General features: G+C 59.4%; 16 protein-coding genes. 3 read left to right on the forward strand and 13 right to left on the reverse strand.

Features of this window, described 5'->3' with window-relative positions:
- Positions 1 to 34 precede the first annotated feature (34 nt).
- The 5 genes from F4V43_RS07645 to F4V43_RS07665 all read right to left on the reverse strand — a co-directional run bounded on the left by F4V43_RS07645 (position 35) and on the right by F4V43_RS07665 (position 4,695).
- Positions 35 to 946 carry a carbohydrate ABC transporter permease gene (locus tag F4V43_RS07645; protein WP_150457651.1) on the reverse strand — a complete coding sequence of 304 codons (912 nt, stop codon included), beginning with the start codon at positions 944 to 946 and terminating at the stop codon, positions 35 to 37.
- A 13-nt stretch (positions 947 to 959) separates the two neighbouring features.
- Entirely contained in the window at positions 960 to 1,937 is a 978-nt protein-coding gene (locus F4V43_RS07650; RefSeq protein WP_150457830.1) for an ABC transporter permease, read from the reverse strand.
- A gap of 112 nt (positions 1,938 to 2,049) precedes the next feature.
- Entirely contained in the window at positions 2,050 to 3,744 is a 1,695-nt protein-coding gene (locus tag F4V43_RS07655) for a sugar ABC transporter substrate-binding protein (RefSeq protein ID WP_150457652.1), read from the reverse strand.
- Between the two features lie 285 nt (positions 3,745 to 4,029).
- Positions 4,030 to 4,425: a spore coat protein gene (locus tag F4V43_RS07660; protein WP_150457653.1), complete on the reverse strand. Its 396-nt coding sequence runs from the start codon at positions 4,423 to 4,425 to the stop codon at positions 4,030 to 4,032.
- Between the two features lie 33 nt (positions 4,426 to 4,458).
- A complete protein-coding gene (locus tag F4V43_RS07665) occupies positions 4,459 to 4,695 on the reverse strand; it encodes a hypothetical protein (protein WP_150457654.1) in 237 nt (78 codons plus the stop codon).
- A 152-nt stretch (positions 4,696 to 4,847) separates the two neighbouring features.
- On the opposite strand from F4V43_RS07665, the gene F4V43_RS07670 reads away from it, so the two are divergent.
- Positions 4,848 to 6,074: an NAD(P)/FAD-dependent oxidoreductase gene (locus tag F4V43_RS07670; RefSeq protein WP_150457655.1), complete on the forward strand. Its 1,227-nt coding sequence runs from the start codon at positions 4,848 to 4,850 to the stop codon at positions 6,072 to 6,074.
- Between the two features lie 100 nt (positions 6,075 to 6,174).
- Here the strand turns inward: F4V43_RS07670 and F4V43_RS07675 are convergent, their stop codons facing one another.
- The 4 genes from F4V43_RS07675 to F4V43_RS07690 form a co-directional block, all read right to left on the reverse strand.
- Entirely contained in the window at positions 6,175 to 7,431 is a 1,257-nt protein-coding gene (locus F4V43_RS07675) for an MFS transporter (protein WP_411898454.1), read from the reverse strand.
- Positions 7,432 to 7,528: 97 nt separating this feature from the next.
- On the reverse strand, positions 7,529 to 8,071 hold the full coding sequence (locus F4V43_RS07680) for a hypothetical protein (RefSeq protein WP_150457657.1): 543 nt from the start codon (positions 8,069 to 8,071) through the stop codon (positions 7,529 to 7,531).
- A gap of 21 nt (positions 8,072 to 8,092) precedes the next feature.
- Positions 8,093 to 8,512, reverse strand: a complete 420-nt coding sequence (locus F4V43_RS07685) for a DUF350 domain-containing protein (RefSeq protein ID WP_150457658.1) — start codon at positions 8,510 to 8,512, stop codon at positions 8,093 to 8,095.
- A gap of 41 nt (positions 8,513 to 8,553) precedes the next feature.
- Entirely contained in the window at positions 8,554 to 10,917 is a 2,364-nt protein-coding gene (locus F4V43_RS07690) for an endonuclease MutS2 (protein ID WP_150457659.1), read from the reverse strand.
- 172 nt (positions 10,918 to 11,089) lie between these two features.
- Between F4V43_RS07690 and F4V43_RS07695 the strand changes: the two genes are divergently transcribed.
- Positions 11,090 to 11,437 (forward strand): phage holin family protein, encoded by a 348-nt coding sequence (locus F4V43_RS07695; protein WP_150457660.1) that lies wholly within the window; start codon positions 11,090 to 11,092, stop codon positions 11,435 to 11,437.
- A gap of 82 nt (positions 11,438 to 11,519) precedes the next feature.
- On the opposite strand, the gene F4V43_RS07700 is transcribed toward F4V43_RS07695, so the two are convergent.
- The 4 genes from F4V43_RS07700 to pheS form a co-directional block, all read right to left on the reverse strand.
- On the reverse strand, positions 11,520 to 12,566 hold the full coding sequence (locus F4V43_RS07700; RefSeq protein WP_191089518.1) for a diguanylate cyclase: 1,047 nt from the start codon (positions 12,564 to 12,566) through the stop codon (positions 11,520 to 11,522).
- 306 nt (positions 12,567 to 12,872) lie between these two features.
- A complete protein-coding gene (locus tag F4V43_RS07705; protein WP_411898455.1) occupies positions 12,873 to 15,134 on the reverse strand; it encodes a hypothetical protein in 2,262 nt (753 codons plus the stop codon).
- A gap of 226 nt (positions 15,135 to 15,360) precedes the next feature.
- Positions 15,361 to 17,805 (reverse strand): phenylalanine--tRNA ligase subunit beta, encoded by a 2,445-nt coding sequence (gene pheT, locus F4V43_RS07710; RefSeq protein WP_150457663.1) that lies wholly within the window; start codon positions 17,803 to 17,805, stop codon positions 15,361 to 15,363.
- A gap of 32 nt (positions 17,806 to 17,837) precedes the next feature.
- Complete coding sequence (gene pheS / locus F4V43_RS07715; RefSeq protein ID WP_150457664.1) at positions 17,838 to 18,869, reverse strand: phenylalanine--tRNA ligase subunit alpha; 1,032 nt, start codon at positions 18,867 to 18,869, stop codon at positions 17,838 to 17,840.
- A 729-nt stretch (positions 18,870 to 19,598) separates the two neighbouring features.
- On the opposite strand from pheS, the gene F4V43_RS07720 reads away from it, so the two are divergent.
- The gene (locus F4V43_RS07720) at positions 19,599 to 21,191 is read left to right on the forward strand and encodes a sensor domain-containing diguanylate cyclase (RefSeq protein WP_191089519.1); all 1,593 of its coding nucleotides are present in this window, start codon (positions 19,599 to 19,601) and stop codon (positions 21,189 to 21,191) included.
- The last annotated feature ends 25 nt before the right edge of the window (positions 21,192 to 21,216 follow it).

Genomic DNA, 21,216 nt, shown 5'->3' on the forward strand with positions numbered 1-21,216 from the left:
AGGCTGAAACGGTCTATTCCCGAATAGGAATCGGCTATTCTTTGACACTCCCCAGATTCAAACCTACCACAAAGTACCGCTGCAGGAAAGGGTAGACGAACAGGATGGGCACCGCCGTCACAATTGTGATGGCCGCACGGATCGAAGCCGGCGTAACCATCGCCTGCGACTGGTTCATCTTCGTCCCGGCCAGCAGAGCCGGATCGGTATTCGTATTCATCGTCGAACCCAGCAGCTTCATCATCTCATACTGGAGCGTGCTTAGCTTGATGTCGGACGAAGCATACAGGAACGTATCGAACCAGGCGTTCCAGGAACCGACGGCGATGAACAGCGCAATCGTTGCCAGAACGGGCAGACACAGCGGAAGAATGATCCGCAGGAAGATCCGGAAATCCCCGGCGCCGTCGATCTTTGCCGATTCCACCAGACTGCCCGGCAGCGACCGGATATACGTCCGGATGACAATCAGGTTGAACGCGCTGACCAGCGTCGGCAGCACGTAGACCCAGAAGCTTCCGAGAAGGCCAAGGCTCTTGATCAGGAAGTAGTTCGGAATCAGTCCGGCATTGAAGTACATGGTCAGGATAAAGAGCAGGCCGATAATTTTGCGGAAAATATAATGCGGCTGCGCCAGTGTATAGGCCAGCATCGTGGTCAGGAACACCCCGAGCACCGTGGACAGCAGCGTCCGGGCCACAGAGATGAATGCCGCGTGGTAGATCGTTCCGGAGATGAAGACGGCCTTGTAGTTCTGCAAGCTCCATGCCCGGGGCCAGAGATACAGGTTGCCGCGAAGCGTATCATTGCCTTCGTTGAACGAGACGGTCAGCGTATGAAGGAAAGGATAGAGAGTCACGACAACCAGCAGAAGCATGAACACAGTATTGAAGGTGTGAAAGACAACCGGCTCCAGCCGTTTGCTTCGGATTTCGGTGCGCTCCATAGTCGTTCCCCCCTTAGATGAGCCGCTCTTCGCCAAGGCGCTTCGCGATGGAATTGGCGATCAGAATCAGCGCCACGCTGACGACCGTCTTGAAGATGCCGGCGGCTGTCGCCAGCGAGTAGTTGCCCATGGATATTCCGTATTTCAGCACGAAGATGTCAATCGTCTGCGACCAGTCTACAATCAGCCCGTTGCCGAGCAGGTACTGGATTTCAAACCCGGCGTCCAGAATATGTCCCACATTCATAATCAGCAGAATGATAAACGTCGCCTTGATCCCGGGAAGCGTCACATATCTCATCTTCTGGAAGCGCCGCGCGCCGTCGATGGACGCCGCTTCGTACAGCGACGGGTCAATCGAAGTGATGGCGGCCAGATAGATGATCGTATTCCAGCCGACCTCTTTCCAGACGTTGGCCGCGCCTACAATCCCCCAGAAGTATTTGCCTTCGCTCAGCCACATAATCGGCGAATGGATCAGGTGCAGCTTCATCAGCAGGGTGTTCACAATCCCGTCGTCAACCGACAAGGAGGTGGAGACGATTCCGGCGGCAATGATCCAGGACAGAAAGTGGGGAAGGTATGAAATCGTCTGCACGGCGCTTTTGAAGAAACGGACTTTGATCTCGTTCAGCAGCAGCGCCAGCACAATTGCAGTTGCGAAGCCCAGCACCAGATTGATGAAGCTCATCGCCAGTGTGTTGCGGAGCACCAGCATGAAGGTATCGTCCTGGAACAGAAATTTGAACTGCTGCAGACCGACCCAGTCCTGCTGGGAGAACGACAGATTCGGGCGGTAATTCTGAAAGGCCATCAGCCAGCCCCAGATCGGGATATAGTTGAAGACGATCAGATAAATCAAGAGCGGGACAGACATGAAGATCAACTGTTTCTGGCTCTTAATGGTTTTCCAGCTGAGTGCGACGCCGATCTCTGGGTCCACTTTGCGTTTCTTGCGAACCTTGATCTTTTTGGTCGGTATGGTTTCCATAACGGGTTCCGATACGGTTGTTTCGGCCACAGTTGTTCCCTCCTATGCAAAATCTGACTCAAGGGCAGACCGGGCGAAGAAGAAGGTCTTCTTCGCCCGCGCCGTATCCGGATTACTTGGTGGACCAGTTATCAATGCGCCACTGAATTTGTTCGTTGATGCGGTCTTCATAGGCCTTGATGTTGATCTTGGAGATCTTGTTCACATATTCCTGCCAGACCTTCTCGAAATCGGCCGGTTTGGCCATAACGGCTTTCGGCAAATATTTGACCGAAAGGTCATTCAGCTTCGTATTCGCCAGCTTGGCCGGCGATCCGTCCACCAGGTCGATGCTCCATGCCGGATAGTAGACCGGATTCTCTCCCGGTTCCTTGAAGAATTCAGCCCAGGTCTTATGCCCGTAGGCCTTCAGAATTTCCTGGTCCTGCGGCTTCAGGCTGTCGAAGAATTCCTGCGGCTGCGTTCCGGGATCGGTCGCATTGCCGTCGCTGTATGTGCCCTGCATCTTCGGCATGTTATAGAAGAAGGCTTCAGCCTTGTTCGCCAGCTTCCAGGTATTGTCGTCGGCATGGGCCCGCTGTTCGGCGGTCCGGTAGAAAGACCCGTCTTCCTTGACCATATAGTCTTCGCCTTCAATCCCCCATTGCAGCGTCTTCTGCCATTCTTCCGTCATCAGGGAATCGAGGAATTTAATAATGCGTTCCGGGTCCTTGGCTTTCACCGAAATGCCGTAGCCGCGGTTAATATTGACGGACGGGCGGTCGCGATAGTACTCCGTAGCGCCATCATACACCAGCGGGAACCCGACATAGGTGCTGCCGGTCTTGCCTTGCGAAATCAGCGATTTCTCGCCGTCGGAGAAGTTCCAGTGCTGGTCGAACATGCCGATGACCTTGCCGCTGGCGATTTTCGCGAGATATTGGTCATAGTTCTGAACCAGCGCTTCCTGATCCATCAGTCCCTGGGCATTGATCTCGTTCAATTTCTTGTAGTAGTTCTTCGCAATGTCCTTGTCTGCAAAAATCTGGGCTTTGCCGTTCTCTACGATTACGCCGCCGTCGTTCGGATGTCCGGCCAGATGCTCCGGCGGATTCTGGAGCGGGAAGGTTCTCCAGTCGAAATTGAGGGTTTCAAATCCGATCATATCGGGATGTTTTTCTTTATATTTCGCAATAATGTCGAAGTATTCATCCAGCGTCTTGGGCGTCGGATAGCCCATTTCCTTCAGAACGTCTTTCTGGAGGTAGAAGCCCGGGCCTTCGTATGCGGTTTCATTGAATTTGCCCGTGAAGACGTTGAAGTTCGGAAGAACGAAGATATGTCCGGTGGCCGGGTCCTTCATTTGGTTCCAGACCGCAGCGTAATGTTCCTTCAGGTTCGGAGCGTATTTCTCGATCAGATCCTCAAGCGGGATGAAGGCGCCTGCTGCAATCAGCTTGTCGTTGCCTGTCATGAGGTCGGGATAATCGCCGCCGGCAATCATGACGCCCAGCTTCTGCTGAAGGTCGCCGACCAGAAATTCCATGTTCAGGCTGACGCCGGTCTTCTCTTTGAGCATCTTGTAGATCTTGTTATCCGAAGTCGGTTGCTGATACGGGCTGTCGATGAAGACCGACAGGGTAACCGGCTTCACTTCTTCCTTCGCAGCCGCCGCCTGGCTGGCCGGTGCTCCCGAAGCGGCAGGCGCGGTGCTTTCTTTGGCTGCATTGTTCCCGTTGTTGTTGCCGCCGCAGCCGCTTAGAACCAATGCCAGCGCACACACGGCGGCCCATGCCGTCGTAGCCGTGCGCTTTGTTGTCTTGTTCATAAATCAATGCCCTCCCTTTTATCGTGCCGAACTGGTTCTTGTCTTCTTATCTCACCTGGTGATAGTTAAATTATAACTTTTAAGAATACGCTTACAATTCATAAAGTAAAGTTCTACCCCCCTTGAATTATGAAGTCCTTCCAGGAAAATCGGCTAGTCAAACAGGCGTTCCCCGCCGGAGCGGAGAACGCCTGTTAACCCTCGGATGCCCGTCCGCTGCTTCATGTGAGGAGCGCAAGGGGTAATCTACATATAGGCCGGTGGATGCCTGCATGCAGAGGGTGCTTACATATAGTAGGGACTCTGTCCGTTCTGCTGCTGCATGGAAGCTTGTGGATCAAAGCCCTGGCTTTGGGCCGAATTCTGGCCGCCCAGCTTCTGCTGGACGAACTGCTGGCACTTCTGCTGGGTCTGCTGCCCGCTCTGAATCGCCTGATCCACGGTCTGGCGCAGCGCCTTGCCCGGCGTCTGATACATATGAAGCTGTCCCATCTGCTGATACAGCTCCCCTTGAAGGCGAAGCGTATCCATCGTCAGGTCGTTGAATACCCGGCGGACGGACGGGCAATTGGACTCTGTAGCCGCTGTTGTATATTCACGGACCGTACGCTTCAGGTCGCACAAAACGGTCGTCAGCAGATCCTCGTCGGGCATAAAAGCGGAGTTGTTCGATGCATTCATGTTAGATAATCCCTCCTCGTTGAAGTCATTCTTCTAAGCTTGCGGCTGCGTTGGGGCATATTGCTGATGCTGCTGAAGCAGATCAATCAGCATGCCCATATGGTGATGGTGGCTCTGGATATGCTGCTGGCAGAGCTGGCGGACGGTCGGGTTCTGCGTAACGCCTGCAGTGGCGGCATATTGCTTCAGAAGCAAATCTTCGTTGGAGATGGAATCGGAGATATACTCCAGTTCCTTCGCGCTGAGCGGTTGCATGTGCGTAGATTGCATGTCTGGGTGGATTCCTCCTTGGAAATAGTGCCTGGCAAATCTAGTATGCCGCAGGTTTACGGCGTTTATGTGCCCGGAGCAGCGCCATGAATGAGGGAACTTCAATCGGAGGATACTGCATAACAGCCTATAATTGAAAGAGAGGACTGAAGATGAAGTTAAGCGCCGGACCTACCTTTTGGGAGCACACTCTGTCTGATCCCCCGTCTTATCCTCCCCTCGAAGACGATGCCGTCTGCGACGTGCTGATTATCGGCGGCGGCATGGCCGGAGCGCTCTGCGCCCACCGGTTGTCGAAGCTTGGGGCGGACACCGTCCTGATCGACAAGAGGGCAGTGGGCACCGGAAGCACGCACGCCAACACCGGCCTGCTGCAAGCGAGCAGCGACAAGCGGCTTGGCTCGTTCATTCACACCTTCGGCAAGGAGAAAGGCGAACAATTCTACCGCCTCTCGAAAGACGCTCTCCTGAACCTGCGGCAGGCCGCCGGAGAGCTTGCGATCGATCCTCAATTCATTCCGCGCAGCAGCCTGTACTATGCAAGCACGCCCCGGGACGCGGATCTGCTCCGCGAAGAGGGCGAGCTTCTCCGCTCGGTGGGAATTGAATGCGAGCTCTGGGACGAGAAGACCATTGCCGCCCGCTTCCCTTTCTCCCGTTCGGCCGCGCTGTATACCCGCGGAGACGCCGAGGTGAACCCTTACCGGTTCGTGCACGGTCTTCTGGCCGGGGCCGCTTCGGCGGGAGTGCGAATCTGCAGCGGCACCCAAGCTCTGCATCTGGATTATCTGCCGGAAGGAGTTGTCTGCCGGACGAAGCGCGGAAGCATCTCGGCGCGGCAGGTTATCTTCACAACCGGCTACGAGACCCAGGAGATCAAGCGGGACCGCGGCGCCGATCTGGTCAACTCCTACGCCATTGTAACAGAGCCGGTCCCGTCTCTGCCGAAATGGCATGAGCGCTGCCTGATCTGGGAGACGGCCCGGCCGTATCTGTATTTCCGGACGACGCCGGAGGGCCGGATCATTGCCGGCGGCCTGGATGAGCCGCTGACTGACCCGCAGGAACGGGAGGTCCGGTCGCTCTCGCGCCGGGACAAGCTGCTGGAGAAGCTGGCGGAGCATTTCCCCGAGCTTCAGGGAGTGCGCGCGGAGTTCGCCTGGGGAGCGGTGTTCGGCCTCTCCCGGGACGGTCTGCCCTTCATCGGTCCTCATCCGGACTACCCGCACTGCTACTTTATTGAAGGCTACGGGGGCAACGGAACGGTATGCAGCATGATCGGAGCCGAGCTCGTGACCGATACCGTGGCCGGCCGGACCCGGCCCGAGCTGGATCTGTTCTCGCTGACCCGGTCGCCCAAGCCGGCTCCGGCAGGATAAGACCTTCATCAGGCTTCAGCCGGATAAACGGCCACAGGGACGCCCCGTCGGGGCGTCCCTGTATGCATAGACGGCTGTAATCTGGCGTAATGGATGGCCTTCAGCGCTCCCGCCCGTTCCGCAGATATCCGCGAAGGCTCCGCGGCTTCGGCTTCCCGGCCGCCGAAAGCGCCGGTGCGCTCCGGCGAAGCAAGAACCAGCTGCCGAATGGGGCCGCCCCCAGGCCAAGCAGCAGCAGCGTGAACAGCCTTAGCTTGGGTCCCAGCGGCAGCAGCGAGACGAAGAGCAGCGTTCCGGTCAGCCTGCCCGCCATCAGGCTCAGCTCGCGCAGCACAATCAGTTCCACCCGCTTGCCGACGCTGTCTTCCGAGTCGCCCATCAGATCGAAGCTCGAAGAGACCATCGGAAGCATGTAGAGCGGCAGAAACAGCGCGGTGCCGGCTCCGAACAGCAGCAGGGTGCTGTACCGGGTACCGGCCAGCAGGGGAAGCGTGACCGCCGTCAGCAGCACGGCTCCCGCCAGCATTCCCGGCAGCCGGCGGCGGGGCGTCAGCCACCGGCCCGCCGCTCCGTAGCTGACCAGGGCGATCGCCGAGGTCATCAGCGTGAACTGCCCCAGCCGGTTCTCTTCCCGGGTCGCCAGATAGACCAGCAGCCCGACCAGAAACGAGAAGACCCCTTCCCGAAGGCCCTGAAAGAACAGAGCTCCCGCCATGCACCGCCACTGCCCGCTCACACGCAGACGGCGGACCGGCTCCAGCCACCTGTAGCTCCCGGCCGTCTTCCTTCTCCGCAGTGCTAAGCTGAGAACCGCCGCAGCCCCATAGATCGACAGAGACGCCAGGAACACTACCCGGTAGCCCCGTTCTCCCTTCATGGCGCTGATCAGCGCCCCCGAGGTCCAGGGACCGACAATGCCGGTCAGCGAACCGAGCAGTCCGGTCCATCCGTTGAACCGATCCCGGTTGCCGGGGCCGGTGATCTCGAAATACACCACGTTGAACGAGAGCCAGAACAGGCCCAGCGCTGCGCCCAGCAGCGCGCCGAGCGGCCAGATGTAATCCACCGACCGCGGCCCCAGCCGCAGCACCAGGAGATAGAACAGACCCGACAGCGCGATGCCGACGCGCAGCGCGTTCATTTTGCCGCGGCCCTTCACCCACCTTCCGCCGATCCAGAAGCTGATGCCGAGCGCCGCCTGCTGCGCGGCCGTGAACCAGCCGATCATCGCGTAATCGGACCGGCTTCTCCACAGATAGATGTTCAGGAACGTGCCCGACAACGCGCCCGACAGCACGAAGAGGCCGTCGACCGCCAGCAGCAGCCAGGCCTGCTTCCCCAGCGGCTCCTTGTTCACACAAATCCCCCCATTCGCAGGCTCTCGCTTAAGATGCCCGGTCCGGGGGGATTCCTATGCCGGTTGAATTCCGAATGCAGCGCGATTTAGCGCCGAGTTACTTGCGGGTGCCGCCGATGTTCCGAATCCACCGGGACCGGAATTCTTCCGTCAGGCTCTCCTGAACCAGGAAGCAGGACGGGCAGACATGCAGGTTCATTGCGAACGGCGCTGTCAGCAGCTCGGTTCCGAGCCCTGCCGGGCGGATGCCGCGGAACTGCTCTGCTTCCACCGTGCGCGTGCCTGCGAGCACCATTAATTCATGGCACTGCGGGCATTCCGGCACCTCTTCCTGTCCGTCCAGGACGGAAGCCAGAGCCGTGTCATACCGGTCCAGATCGTAGGCATCTCGGTATTTGTCGAGTCCGTTGAACACCGGAACTACGCTGCTGCGGTCTTCCTCGCCCCACAGATCGTCTTCTTCGGTCTCCTCTTCTTCTCCGAAATCATCGTCTTCTTCCTCACCCAGTTCATCTGCGCTCAGGCTGACCGTCCGATACCCGCTCAGCTCGTTGTCGCAGTGCGGACAGGTCTCCTCGGGACCCAATTCCTCATCCCACACAATCTCCGTATGGCACCAGGGACAGATGGTTGTATCCATTCCAATCGCTCCTTCATTCACTTAGAAAATAGATGCTCCGATCACGTAGGACAGCGACACCGAAATCAGCATCGCTGTCAGCCCGACCGCCCGGTTGTCCGCCGCAATCTCATCGTCGATGGAGAACACGGGGGTCAGAAATTCGAACATAAAATACGCCGCCAGCAGCAGCACGAACCCGACCACCGACCATTTCATCGTCTCGTAGATGGAGACCTTGGCCTGGATGCTGAAGCGGAGCACATTGCAGATGCCGAAGATTTTGCCGCCTGTAGCCATGGCGACGGCCACATTGCCCTTGCGGATTTCGTCCCAGCAGTTGTACTTCGTTACCATTTCAAATACGGCCAGGAACAGAACCAGGCCCAGAATGGCGACCGTAAAATTGCCGAGCATCGCCCCAAGCGGGTGCTCCAGCAAAGAATCCACCGCATTTTCCATCGATCGTTCTCCTTTGGACGAAGCGTATCGCGCGAAGGGCCTTACTCCAGCTCCGCCACCGTTACGCCCGCGCCGCCTTCATTATAATTGCCGAGCCGGTAGCTCTTCACGTGCCGGTGCTTGCGCAGATAATCCTGAATCCCGGTGCGCAGGACGCCTGTTCCTTTGCCGTGAATAATGTAGATCTGGCCCAGATTGCCCAGGAAGGCTTCGTCGATGAACCGGTCTGTCTCGATCAGGGCTTCCTCCAGATTCGCTCCCCGGAGATCGAGCTCGGTGCGCACGTTCTCGTCCCGTGTCCGCTTGACCGTCGTGGCCTGCCGCAGCGGCGCAGGCGCCTGCGGCTTCGCCGGAGAGAGCAGCTCCAGATCGCTCAGAGCGACCTTCATCTTCAAAATCCCGAGCTGCACCAGCGCTTCCTTGGAACCGCTCAGCTCCACGACATGCCCCTTCTGGTTCAGGCTGTATACCTGAACCTCGTCGCCCGGCCCGATCTGCCGGGGCGCCTTCGCCTTGCGGGCCGGCTCTTTCTTCCGCGGCGCAGGCTGCGCCTCGTCGAGCCGACGTCTGGCTTCGATCAGCTTGTGCTCCTTGACCGAAGCTCCTTCCTCCATGGCCAGACGCCGCAGGTCGGCGATGATCGTCTCGGCTTCCTTGCGCGCCTTCTCGACGATTGCAGCCGCCTCCGTCTCCGCCCTGCCGATCAGCTTGTCGCGCTGTCCCTCCAGCTTCTCCAGCTCGCGCTTCTGGCGTCCGCGCAGTTCCTCGGCTTCGGCCCGAATCTGCTCGGCCCGCTCGCGCTCGCTCTCGGCGCCGAGCCGGTTCTCCTCCAGCGAAGCGATCATGTTCTCGACGCGCAGGTCCTCTTCCTTGACCTCGCCGCGCGCATGCTCCAGAATCGGCCCCGGCAGGCCGAGACGCTCCGCGATGGCAAAAGCATTGCTTCGGCCCGGAACCCCGACCAGCAGCCGGTAAGTCGGGCTCAGGCTCTGGACATCGAATTCCATGCTGGCGTTGATAACGCCCTTGCGCTCATAGGCATAGGCCTTCAGCTCGCTGTAGTGCGTGGTGGCGACCATCCGCGTTCCCGCCCGGTGAATATGCTCCAGAATCGCGATGGCCAGCGCCGATCCCTCCGCCGGGTCTGTGCCCGCACCGACTTCATCCAGCAGAATCAGACTCTTGGGCGTCATCCGCCGCAGAATCGTAATGATGTTCGTCATGTGGCTGGAGAACGTGCTGAGGCTCTGCTCGATGCTCTGCTCGTCGCCGATATCGGCATAAATGGCGTCAAAGACGCACATCTGGCTGCCTTCCTCCGCCGGAATGAACAGCCCCGACATGGCCAGAAGGCTCAGGAGGCCGATGGTCTTAAGGGTAACCGTCTTGCCTCCCGTGTTCGGGCCTGTGACAAGAAGGGTGCTGTACTGATTGCCGAGCTCCACATCGAGCGGCACGACCGATTCCGCCGGAATGAGCGGATGCCGTCCCTTGCGGATCTTCAGATAGCCCCGGTCGTTCATCCGGGGTTGGGAAGCCTTCATCTCACGGGCAAGACGGGCCTTCGCAAAGTTGAAATCGAGCTGGCCCAGCACATCAATGTCATAGGCCGTCTCTTCGGCAATCCCGCCCACCCGGGCCGTCAGCTTCTGCAGAATGACCTCGATCTCCCGTTCTTCGCGCAGCCGGGTCTCCCGCAGCTTGTTGTTCATCGCAACTATGGCTTCCGGCTCGATGAACAGCGTCGCTCCCGAACCGGATTGGTCGTGGACGATGCCGCCGAAATGCGAGCGGTATTCGGCCTTGACCGGAATGACGAACCGGTCGCCGCGGATGGTCACCAGCTGGTCCTGCAGCATCTTCGCCACCGAAGAAGAGCGGATCATCGAATCCAGCTTCTCGCGGATCCGGCTCTCGCCGGAACGCAGTTCCCGGCGGATGGCGGCGAGTTCCGGGCTCGCCGTATCCAGAATGTCGGCGTTCTCGTCGATGCAGGCCAAGATCGCATCCTCGACGTCCTTTTGCTCCGAGATCAGATCGCTCAGCTCATAGAGCATGGGCACCGGCTTCTCTTCGTGCAGCGCGGCCAGGAAGCGCTTGACCCGCCGTCCGCCCTGAATGGTCCGGGCTACGGCCAGCAGCTCATGCGTACCGAGCGTTCCGCCGATGGAAGCCCGTTTCAGCGCAGGGCGAATATCCGTGACGCCGCTGAGCGACGGGATACCTTTCAGCCGGTCTACGTCCGAAGCCTCGTCGGTAGCCTGCTGAAGCAGCTTCACGCCTTCCAGATCGCCGATCGGTTTCAGGCCTTCCGCCTTCTCCGCACCCATCGGCGTTTGCGTATACGCTGCCAATTTATTTAGAATTTTGCGATACTCCAGCGTATGCAGAATTTTGTCGTCCAAGACCAGTCACAACTCCCTTCACATCTTTTCTTATTATACCGGATAAGCCTCACCTGCGCCATTTGCATACTCCCTGCATGAATTTTCCCGATCTCGCATAATCCCGCTGCCTGCCGGGTATCCTATACCTTGCACAAATCCCGCAATTTCAAAGCGTAAAGGAGGCTGTACCGTGAAATTTCTCGGTCATGTAGTCCGCTTTATCGTGTCGGCTATCGTCCTGCTGATTGTGGGCTGGATCGTTCCCCAGTTCACGGTGGGCGGGTTCTGGAGCGCCCTGGTGCTGGCACTGGTCATCGCCCTGCTGGGCTGGGTTGTGGAGGGCATCTTCGGCAAAAAAGCGACGCCTTTCGGCCGCGGCATCGTCGGCTTCCTGGTGAGCGCCCTCGTGATCTGGGTCGCCCAATTCGTCGTCAGCGGCGTTGACGTATCCATTATCGGCGCCCTTCTGGCTGCGCTGGTGATCGGGATCATCGACCTGTTCCTGCCTGTGCCTACCCCTTTTGACGCAGGCAAATAAGGCCGGTACCCGGATCGGACCGCCGCTCAATGCCAAAAGCCGCCGTCTTCCCGTTCGGGAAGGCGACGGCTTTTGCGCTTCATCATTTGGAGGATAGGGAGGCATAGGCGCCGGTGCAGAGGACGACCTTGTTCTTGCCGGTCCGCTTGGCTTCATAGAGCGCGTCGTCCGTCTTGCGGAAGAGCATCTCCTTCGCGTCGCCCCGCTCATACTCACAGAGTCCGATGCTGACGGTAATCGGCTTGTCCCCGGCATACGGATGCTCCATCCGTTCCACGGCTTCGCGCAGCTTCTCCACCATCTCTCTGGACTCTTCGAGCGTCTTGTCGGTAAAGATAACGGCGAACTCTTCTCCCCCGTAGCGGGCGGCAAAGTCATTCAATCCAATTGTCTCGCGGAGCCGGGCCGCTACCTCTTTCAGTACGATGTCGCCGATCCAATGACCGTACGTATCGTTGATCTGCTTGAAGTTGTCGATATCCAGCAGGCCGAGCTGGAGCTTAAGTCCGTTCTTCTCGCATTGCTCCAGCAGGGAATCCAGATATTCGTGAAATGTCTTGTGATTGTACAATTCGGTTAGCGCGTCGATCTTCAGCAGCCGGTCCGAAATGGCGCGTTCGACGAGCAGGCTCTGTTCCGACTTGGTCAGCTGCTCCAGCTCCATGCTGGCTTCATAAGCCCGGATGATGACTCCGTTCGCGATAAAGATGAACAGCGCAATCATCGCCTCGACAAGCAGAAATTCTAGCAGAGGCTTGTCGAATACCGGCCGCTCCAGCAGCAGATAGACGCCGGCGTAGGACACGGATGTCATGCCGCCCGTTATGAGCAGAAGCCTGCGGTCAAAGTAGACCAGCGGAACCACGATAGGCACAATCCAGGCCATTTGGGCTCCGTCGGCGAAGGGTTCGACGATAAAATAGAGCAGGCAGGACAGCACAAAGCCGCAGCCCGTTACCACCTGCTTGTGGTAGCGGCTGCGCACACGCAGCCAGAGCTCGGCCGAGCCGATGGCGGCCGCAACGGCGCCATTGCTGAGCAGATACAGTCTTCCGCAATCCCGGCTGTCGGCAAGAGCGCAGGCAGGCTTGACCCCTGCCCAGAAGAACGAAATCTGAATAACGATCATGATGAGGATAACCGCCCAATACCCCTTCATCACTCTGCGGTGCCAGGATTCTTTTTCCAGTGAAGCGGCCTTACTTCGAATGCGGATCCCCTACTTTTGTCCCCGGATATAATGCTTTTTATTATAATCAATAACCCCCGGGTTTGCATCCCCTTTCTGGAATGTCCGCCTGTTCCGTCTCCACGCGGATAATCGGCGGAGCCGGACGATCCGTGTTCACGGCAAAAGAGGCGCAACCGCGGCTCGGCTGCTCGCCGTCCTCCGCAATTCCGCCCCTTAAGCTCCTTCATCCGTCATTAGGCCGCTCTAGCTGTCCTGCTCGATCAGTTGAATCCATTCATTATATTCCGTCTGCAGCTTGGCATATTCGGCCTGCAGCTTCTGGAAGGCATCCGTCATCTGCTCCAGCTCTTCCTGCCGCATTCCGAACTCGGCCTGAAGCAGCCGGAGCTGGCCCTGCGACAGTTCGTAGTGGCCGGCGACGTCATCCAGCTGGCTCCGAAGCTCCTTTTGCTCAAGCTTCAGCGAAGAGCGCACCTTCTCGCTCTCTTCCACTTCCTGCTGCCAGAGCTCGATCTCTTCGCGGAAACTGCGCTCCGCTTCTGCCCAGGAGCCCTGGGCCCGCTTGAGTTCCTCGTACTTCGATTTCCACGCCTCGGTCTCGCGGCGGGCGTCGTTCAGCCCTTCCTGCTGCATCGCTGCCGCTGCGGCGGCTTCTCTTGCCGCCTCCGACAGTTCGTCCAGACGGAAGGCCAGCTCTTCCTTCTCTTCTTCCAGCAGACGGCAGCGCTCCTGCAGGCTGTCGCCATTCTGCAGCACATCGTCATACTGGATAATCAGCTCTTCATAGCGGTTCTGCAGCGCCGCGAGCTCCTCTTCCTTCCGGCGTCCGAGCTCCAGCAGCTCCGCCTGACGCTCTTCCGCCGTCTCGCGCCGCCGGGCTTCCCGCTCCAGCGCTTCGCCGAGGCGCGTCCGCTCTTCCCCGAGACCGGCCAGCTCTTCGTCCCGCCGTCCGATCTCCTCCCGGAGCTTCTCGCGCTCATGCCGCAGGCGCTCCAGTTCCGATCGGAACGCTTCGCGTTCTCCGGCGGTCTGCTCCAGCTCCTGACGCAGACCGGCCAGCTCCGCTTCCTTGCGGCCTGCCTCTTGCGCCGCAGCCGCAGCTTCGCCGCGCAGCGTCTCGAGCGCGGATTCCAGCTCCGTACGGGAACGATGCTCGCGTTCCAGCGCTTCGCCGCTCTCCAGCACCATCTGTTCCAGCTCGCCGAGTTCGTTCTGCCGCTTCGCGGCCAGCTCCTTCCAGTCCTCGCGCTCCGCCAGCGCACCCGCCAGCTCCGACTCCAGGTTCTGCGTCCGTCGCTGCCATTCCGCCAGAGAGGCTTCCGCCGCAGCCGCCTCGCTGCGGGCCGCCGCCTCCAGTCCCCGCAGCTCATCCAGCTCGGCTTCCAACAGAGCCGCCTGCCCCGTCTTGGCTTCCAGTTCTTCGCGCAGTCCGGACTCCAGCGCAAGCGCCGCTTCATGCCGGGTCTGCAGCTCGCTGCGCGCCTCGCGTTCGCCTCGCACGGCCGCTTCCTCGGCACGCAGCCGGGATTGAAGCTGTCTGACCGTCCCCTTCATCTCGGCGAGCTGCTTCTCCAGTTCCTGAAGCTGCCCTCTATGCCGCTGTTCCTGATTGCCGATGCTCTGCCGCATGTCCTTATTGCGGGCCAGCTCGCGTTCCAGCGCTTCCTTCCCGGCCTCCAGCTCCTTGGTCAGCGCCGCCTTGACCGCTTCCAGCTCCCGGGCCGAAGCTTCACGGCTCTCTGCCAGCTGAAGATTCAATCCCGCCCGCGTCTCTTCCAATTGGCCGGAATGCATCGTCTTCGTCTCATCCAGCTCCCGGCGCAAGCGGGAGACGTTCTCCTCGAGCTCGGCCGCCTGTGCAGCCCGAAGCTCTTCCAGCTCCTTCGCATGCGCAGCCTTCAGCTCTTCGATCTGCTCCAGGCGCAGCGCTTCGGCTCTTGCAAGCTCTGAACGAAGCTGCTCCCTCGCTTCGGTTGCTTCCAGTTCACGGGCCGTCCGAAGCTCGGCAATCTCGTCTTCCCTGCGAGCAAGCTCCGCTTCCAGTTCGCGGCGGACCGCCGCTGTGCTCTCACCGGCTTCGCGAACGCGTTCGGCCTGCGCCGCGCGCTCCTGTTCCAGCTGTTCCAGGTGGGAGCGCCGCGCCTCTTCGGCTTCCGCAATCAGCCGCTTCGTCTCGGCTTCGGCGGCTGCGCTTGTCCGCTCCCATTCCTCCTGGCGTTCCCGCTGCACCTCCAGCATGCGCGAGACTTCAGCGCGCAGCTCGCTGCGTTCGCCGGTGAGCATATTGACTTCGTTGCGCAGATCCTGCGCCTGAATCGCCTGTTCCGCCATATGAACGGCGGCCAGCACCGCGATGCGGGGCGTATCCAGCCGGTTATGGGATTTCGAGATCGCCTTCATGTGCTCATCGACATAGCGGGCGACCTGCTTCATATATTCGGTGCTGCTTCCGACAAGTTTATAGGAAGTGCCGTAGATTTCTACGGCGACGCGTGTCCGGTCCATTGCCACAGTGGTGCCCTCCTTCTGTTAGTACGCCTGCATCCTGTAAGGGGTGGAATAAAGAAATCTATATAATATAACCTGATAACGTACCAAGTGTTGCGCTCTCGGCCCCTGATTCTTCGTTCGAAGGACCGAAATTGAACGGGATATCCGGGCGCTTCATGGAGAAAAAGCCGCAGACGATCCCCTTAAGTAATGGATTCGCTGCGGCTTTGTTCATTTCCTTCTATTTTCGAAGTTCGGCGCCAAAACTTTGCTGAAGGGCGGCCAGCACACGGTCATGCACTTCCGTCACTTCTTCTTCCGTAAGCGTGTGTTCCGGGTGACGGTAGAGCAGCGATACGGCGATGCTCTTCTGATTCTCGCCCAGTCGGCCGCCTGTATAGACGTCGAAGACCTGCGCCGTCTGCAACAGGCTGCCGCCGTGCTCGCGAATCGTCTTCAGCAGGTCCGCCGAAGGGACGCTGCGCTCCACGACAAGCGCGATATCGCGCTCCATTCCCGGGAACCGCGGCGGTTCGGTATACTGAATGGCTGTGCGGGCAGCTGCATACATAGGCTCCAGCAGCAGCTCGGCCGCATACGTATCCGTGAGGTCGTGCCTGCGGGCGAGCTCGGGATGAATCTGGCCCAGCGTCCCGATCAGGTTCCGGGCGTCTCCATCCAGCAGATAGACGGAAGCGGAACGCCCGGGATGGAAGCCCTCCGGCCGGTCGGCTTCATAGACGATCCGGTCCGACAGTCCGAACTGGTCGAACACTGTCTCCAGCGCACCCTTCAGGTCGAAGAAATCGACCGGTTCGGCGGGACGGTTCCACTGCTTGGAGGACCGGTTGCCGCTGAGCAGCATTCCCAGCACCGGCAGCTCGCGGGGCTGCCGGGTCAAGCGCTCTTCGTCGGCCAGGAAGATATTGCCGATCTCGAACAGCGCCAGATCGCTCTGCCGGCGGTTCGTATTGTATTCGGCGATGCTGAGCAGCTCCGGCAGCAGGCTGGTGCGGAGGACGCTGCGGTCCTCGCTCATCGGCATCGCCAGCTTGACGGCGAAGGCACCGCCTTGCAGGGCCGGGAACAGACCGGTCCGGTCCGGCTGGATGAACGAATAGCCCATCGTCTCCTGATAGCCGCCGTGCGCCAGCAGGTGGCGAAGCTCGCGGCGCAGCGCCTGCGGACGCGTCAGACTGCCCGGCGTCGTCGGTCCTTCAATCGGAGTGGACGGAATATTGTCGTACCCGTACAGCCGGGCGACTTCCTCAATCAGATCCACATCGCGCGTAATATCCCCGCGTCGGGTCGGCACCCGCACTTCCAGCAGGCCGTGGGCGGCGTCTCCGCACGGGAGTCCCAGGCGAAGCAGCAGCGTTTTGACCTCCAGCAGGGAGAGCACGGTTCCAAGCCGCGCGTTGACCTTATCCAGCGAGAGGGTGAGAACAATCGGTTCGGCGGCTGCATTCCCCGCCTGGACAACCCCCTCGAGAACCGCGCCGCCTGCGTAGCGGGCGATCAGCGAAGCGGCGCGGTCCAGAGCCGGGAGAACCGAACCCGGATCGACCGTCTTCTCAAAGCGCAGGCTGGCTTCGGAACGAAGACCGAGCTGGCGCGCGGTTTTGCGTACAAGCGATCCGTTGAAGCGGGCCGATTCCAGCGCAATGTTCACTGTGGCATCGGTGACTTCCGAGTCCAGGCCGCCCATGACGCCGGCCAGGCCGACCGGCTTCTCGGCATCGGCAATTACGATCATATGCGCGCCGAGCGTACGCTCCTGTCCATCCAGCGTAACCAGCTTCTCGCCTTCATGGGCCAAGCGCACCGCAAGTCGGCCTCCCGCCAGTTTGTCGGCGTCAAAAGCATGCAGCGGCTGCCCGTATTCCAGCATGACATAGTTTGTAATATCCACAATGTTGCTGATCGGACGGATGCCTGCCGCCATCAGCCGGTTCTGCATCCACTGCGGCGACGGCCCGGGCTTAACGCCCGAAATATAACGGACGGCATAGTGCGTGCAGAGCGACTCGTCTTCCACCGATACGGTTACGGCATCGGAAGCCGGCCCGCCGGCTTGAATCAGCTCTTCCTCCGGCTTGGGCAGCCGGGGCTCCTGGCCGAGAATCGCCCCGACCTCATAGGCCGCGCCGATCATGCTGAGACAGTCGGAACGGTTCGGCGTCAGGTCGAACTCCAAGACCTCGTCGTCCAGGCCGAGCACACGGGTGACAGGCAGACCGATCTCGGTCTCCTCCGGCAGCACCAGAATGCCTTCCTGCTGTTCCTTCGGCAGCAGCTTGTCGTTCATGCCAAGCTCCTTGGCGGAGCAGATCATGCCCTGGGAGAGCACGCCGCGCAGCTTCGCCTTCTTGATGGTAAGACCCGGCAGAGCCGCGCCTACGAGCGCCACCGGCACCTTCTGTCCGGCCGCGACATTCTTCGCTCCGCAGACAATCTGCAGATCTTCGCCCTGGCCGGCATCGACCACGCATACATTCAGCTTATCCGCATCGGGGTGCTTCTCCTTGGATTTCACCAAGCCGACCACGATGCCCGACAGCCCTTGATTGCGGTTCTCGATGCCGTCGATTTCAATGCCCGCAGCCGTAATCTTCTCCGCCAGTTCGGCGGCCGTTACGCCTTCAAGCGAAATATAATCCTTCAACCAGCTGGTTGATACTTTCATCCTTCTCTCACGTCCTTAACCGTAATTTATCGTCAGATTCCCCGGAACTGCTTCAGGAAAGACATGTCGTTGGCAAAAAAGTAACGGATGTCGTCCACGCCGTATTTCAGCATGGCAATCCGCTCGACGCCCATGCCAAAAGCGAATCCGCTGTATACTTCGGGATCGTAGCCGCCTTCTTGCAGCACCTTCGGATGCACCATGCCGGAGCCGAGCACCTCGATCCAGCCCGTACCCTTGCACAGCCGGCAGCCGCTTCCGCCGCATTTGAAGCAGCTTACATCCACCTCCGCGCTCGGCTCGGTGAACGGGAAGAAGCTCGGGCGCAACCGGATGCTGGTGGTCGGACCGAACATCTTCTTGACGAATTCGTGCAGCGTTCCCTTCAGATCGGACATGCGCACATTCGGCGCAACGACAAGGCCTTCGATCTGATGGAACTGGAAGGAGTGCGTGGCGTCATTATCGCGCCGGTACACCCGGCCCGGACAGATAACCTTGACCGGGGCTTCGCCCTTCTTCGCCTGCATCGTCCGGATCTGGACGGGAGAGGTCTGGGTGCGGACCAGCAGCTCGTCCGTAACGTAGAACGAATCCTGCATATCCCGGGCCGGATGGTCTTTGGGCAGATTAAGCGCCTCAAAGTTATAATAATCGGTCTCCACTTCGGGACCTTCCGCAATTTCATAGCCCATTCCGATAAAGATATCCTCGATCTCCTCGATGACCCGGCTCAGCGGATGCATCCCGCCCTGAGGAAGCTTCCGTCCCGGCAGCGTGACGTCCACCGTCTCGGCTTGAAGCCGGGATTGGGTCTCCCGCTGCTGAAATTCTTCCTGCTTGGCTGCAATGACTTCTTCGATGGCTGACCGGACCGTGTTGGCCACTTGGCCGATAACCGGCCGTTCTTCCGCGCTGAGCGAGCCCATGCCCCGCAGCACTTCGGTAAGCTCGCCTTTTTTGCCGAGATACTTAACCCGAAGGTCGTTGAGCGTTCCCGGATCGTTCACCTCCGCCAGCTTCGCCAGCGCTTCGATTCTCAATGCTTCCAGTTTTTCTTTCATGGCTTGAGCCATCCTCCTTCACTTTGCTTCGCCATACCCATACCAAAATACCAAAAAAGGCCTTCCCTCCCTGTAAAAGGGACGAGAAGACCGTGGTACCACCCTTGTTAGACAGAATTGCTCCGCGCCGGCTTCATGCGCCCGCGCCTTCTGTCTCACTCCGTGCAGCGGTAACGGGCTGCGGCCGGTTGACCCCTACGCAAGGCTGCTTCTCGCAGCTGTTCAGGGTACTGCTCCGGAGTGAACTTCAGCAGATTCGGTTCCCGAAGCGCGCTCTCAATCCATCGGCGGCTTCTCCCTGTGGGCCTTGGCTGCTTACTCTTCTCCATCGCTGCATTTGCTGGTTATTCATCAATTATACATCGTTTAATTATAGGGGCTTCTCCGGCGTTTGGCAAGCCGCCAGAAGCGCATCCGGCCGGATGAACGGAGGAATCAGACGCAGAACAAGCGCTGAAAAAAATTCCCGAACCGTCTGAATCGTTTGTGTCGGCAGTGGGTAATAAGTCTCAAGCCTACTGCTCTGGTACAATCTGTACATACATAATTGCACTTCGGAGCTCTTGGCTCCGTATCCACGATGCAGCTGTATGCGCTTGCCCGGCCGCATGGGTACTTCGCCCCCGCCCGCCGCGATCCGGCCCGAGAGCTGGTTCATGCCCGCTGCGGGAGCAAGATTGAACTCACCGGCTTAGCCGCTACCATCAGGTTTTTCAGGGGGAGATGCACGTGACCGAGACCCAAACGACCAAGCGTCTCATTCTGATGCTTGCCGCAATTGCAGCTGTGCTGGTCGGCGCCAGTGTCGCCGTCCTTATCTATCTCAACTATTCCATCGACCGGATTTCGGGTGTACTCTTTCAAGACGTTGACAAGAGCCATGAATTGATCCTGAATGCGGATCGCGACCTGTACCAGTCTTCGCTCGCCCTGTACACGCTTTATACCTCGGACGGCCGCGACCGCCTGCTAGCGGGAAGCCAATTCGAGAACAATGTAGAGGAAGCTTCCCGGCGTGTGAATGCCGCCGCCGGCCGGTTGTCGGGAGGCAAGCCGTATGAGAGCCTGCGTTCCAATGACTATGTGCTGGAGCAGATCCGCTCCGAGCTTGCCGGGTTTGCCGCCGCCCGGGACGAGTGGCTGGCAGCAGGCCGGAACATGCTGGCTTCCGGCGATCCCGCCGCTACCCCTCCGTCATCGCTGAACAAGCTGCTGGACAATGCCCGCGGGCACCTCGACCGTTCGGAAGACCTGCTCTCCCGCTACGGCGATCAGGTGATGGACATATTCAAAGAGCGGAAGAGCTCCCTGTTCGCTGTCTATTCCCTCATGCTCATTGTGCTCTTCTTATTTATCTTTTATCTGGGCCGCCGGATGCTCTTCCTTCAGAAGCAGCGGCAGGAAGAGAGCGGCATGTACCAGCTCATCGGAGAATCCATGACCGATTTTATTCTGCTGACCGATGCCAACGGCTCTATTCTGTATGCTTCGCCGTCCCATCTGCCCGTTCTCGGCTACACGCCGAAGACCGGCGCTCCGCTCTCGCAATATATCCGGGAACCGGACATTGCCTGGGCCAAGCTGAAGAACGCCGCTTCCGGGTCTTCCGCTTCCAAAGCTTCGGAGCTGCGCATGCGAAGCGCAGACGGCCACTGGGTCTGGATGGAGACCAAAGTATCCGCCATAACGGGGTCGGAGTCCTATCCCGCCCGGTTCATGCTGGTCTCGCGGGAAATCACCCAGCGCAAGCAGCATGAAGAACGGCTGCACAAGCTGGCATTCTATGACCATCTGACTTCCATTCCGAACCGGGCGCATTTCAAAATGTACATGGAGAACCTGTTCTCCCAGCCGAAGGACAATCAGACCCTGATCGCGCTTGCGCTTCTGGACTGCGACCGATTCAAGCAGCTGAATGATACGCTGGGACATCTCGCCGGAGACGAGTTCCTGCAGCTGCTCTCAGGCCAGCTTCAGCAGACCGTCAAGGGCGTGGGGCAAGCCTTCCGGATCGGCGGAGACGAGTTCGCCGTTGTGCTGCACCGTTTCTCCTCCCCGGAGATGCTGGAAGAGATTCTGGACCGGCTGCTGAAACTGTTCAACAAGACCTGGTCCATCAACAACGGCTCCAGCTTCCATACTTCTGCGAGCATTGGCGTAGCGCTCTATCCGAAGCACGGCAAGACCATTAACGAACTTCTCCGTGCCGCCGATCTGGCCATGTACCGCTCCAAGGACCACGGCGGGAATGAGGCGACCCTGTACACGCCGGCCATGGATGGTGATCCGGGACGGGAGGAGCGGGCGGCGAACCGCAGTTAGGAGCACTCTTTAGGTCTCTGCCGAT

Origin of the sequence: Paenibacillus spiritus (assembly GCF_008710135.1) — a bacterium.
Lineage (GTDB): Bacteria > Bacillota > Bacilli > Paenibacillales > Paenibacillaceae > Paenibacillus_AQ > Paenibacillus_AQ glufosinatiresistens.

What these genes read in the sequence shown, in the direction of transcription:
- F4V43_RS07645 (WP_150457651.1), bottom strand. Translation starts at nt 946, where the DNA reads ATGGAGCGCACCGAAATCCGAAGCAAACGGCTGGAGCCGGTTGTCTTT.
- F4V43_RS07650 (WP_150457830.1), bottom strand. Translation starts at nt 1,937, where the DNA reads ATGGAAACCATACCGACCAAAAAGATCAAGGTTCGCAAGAAACGCAAA.
- F4V43_RS07655 (WP_150457652.1), bottom strand. Translation starts at nt 3,744, where the DNA reads ATGAACAAGACAACAAAGCGCACGGCTACGACGGCATGGGCCGCCGTG.
- F4V43_RS07660 (WP_150457653.1), bottom strand. Translation starts at nt 4,425, where the DNA reads ATGAATGCATCGAACAACTCCGCTTTTATGCCCGACGAGGATCTGCTG.
- F4V43_RS07665 (WP_150457654.1), bottom strand. Translation starts at nt 4,695, where the DNA reads ATGCAATCTACGCACATGCAACCGCTCAGCGCGAAGGAACTGGAGTAT.
- F4V43_RS07670 (WP_150457655.1), top strand. Translation starts at nt 4,848, where the DNA reads ATGAAGTTAAGCGCCGGACCTACCTTTTGGGAGCACACTCTGTCTGAT.
- F4V43_RS07680 (WP_150457657.1), bottom strand. Translation starts at nt 8,071, where the DNA reads ATGGATACAACCATCTGTCCCTGGTGCCATACGGAGATTGTGTGGGAT.
- F4V43_RS07685 (WP_150457658.1), bottom strand. Translation starts at nt 8,512, where the DNA reads ATGGAAAATGCGGTGGATTCTTTGCTGGAGCACCCGCTTGGGGCGATG.
- F4V43_RS07700 (WP_191089518.1), bottom strand. Translation starts at nt 12,566, where the DNA reads ATGATCGTTATTCAGATTTCGTTCTTCTGGGCAGGGGTCAAGCCTGCC.
- F4V43_RS07705 (WP_411898455.1), bottom strand. Translation starts at nt 15,134, where the DNA reads ATGGACCGGACACGCGTCGCCGTAGAAATCTACGGCACTTCCTATAAA.
- pheT (WP_150457663.1), bottom strand. Translation starts at nt 17,805, where the DNA reads ATGAAAGTATCAACCAGCTGGTTGAAGGATTATATTTCGCTTGAAGGC.
- pheS (WP_150457664.1), bottom strand. Translation starts at nt 18,869, where the DNA reads ATGAAAGAAAAACTGGAAGCATTGAGAATCGAAGCGCTGGCGAAGCTG.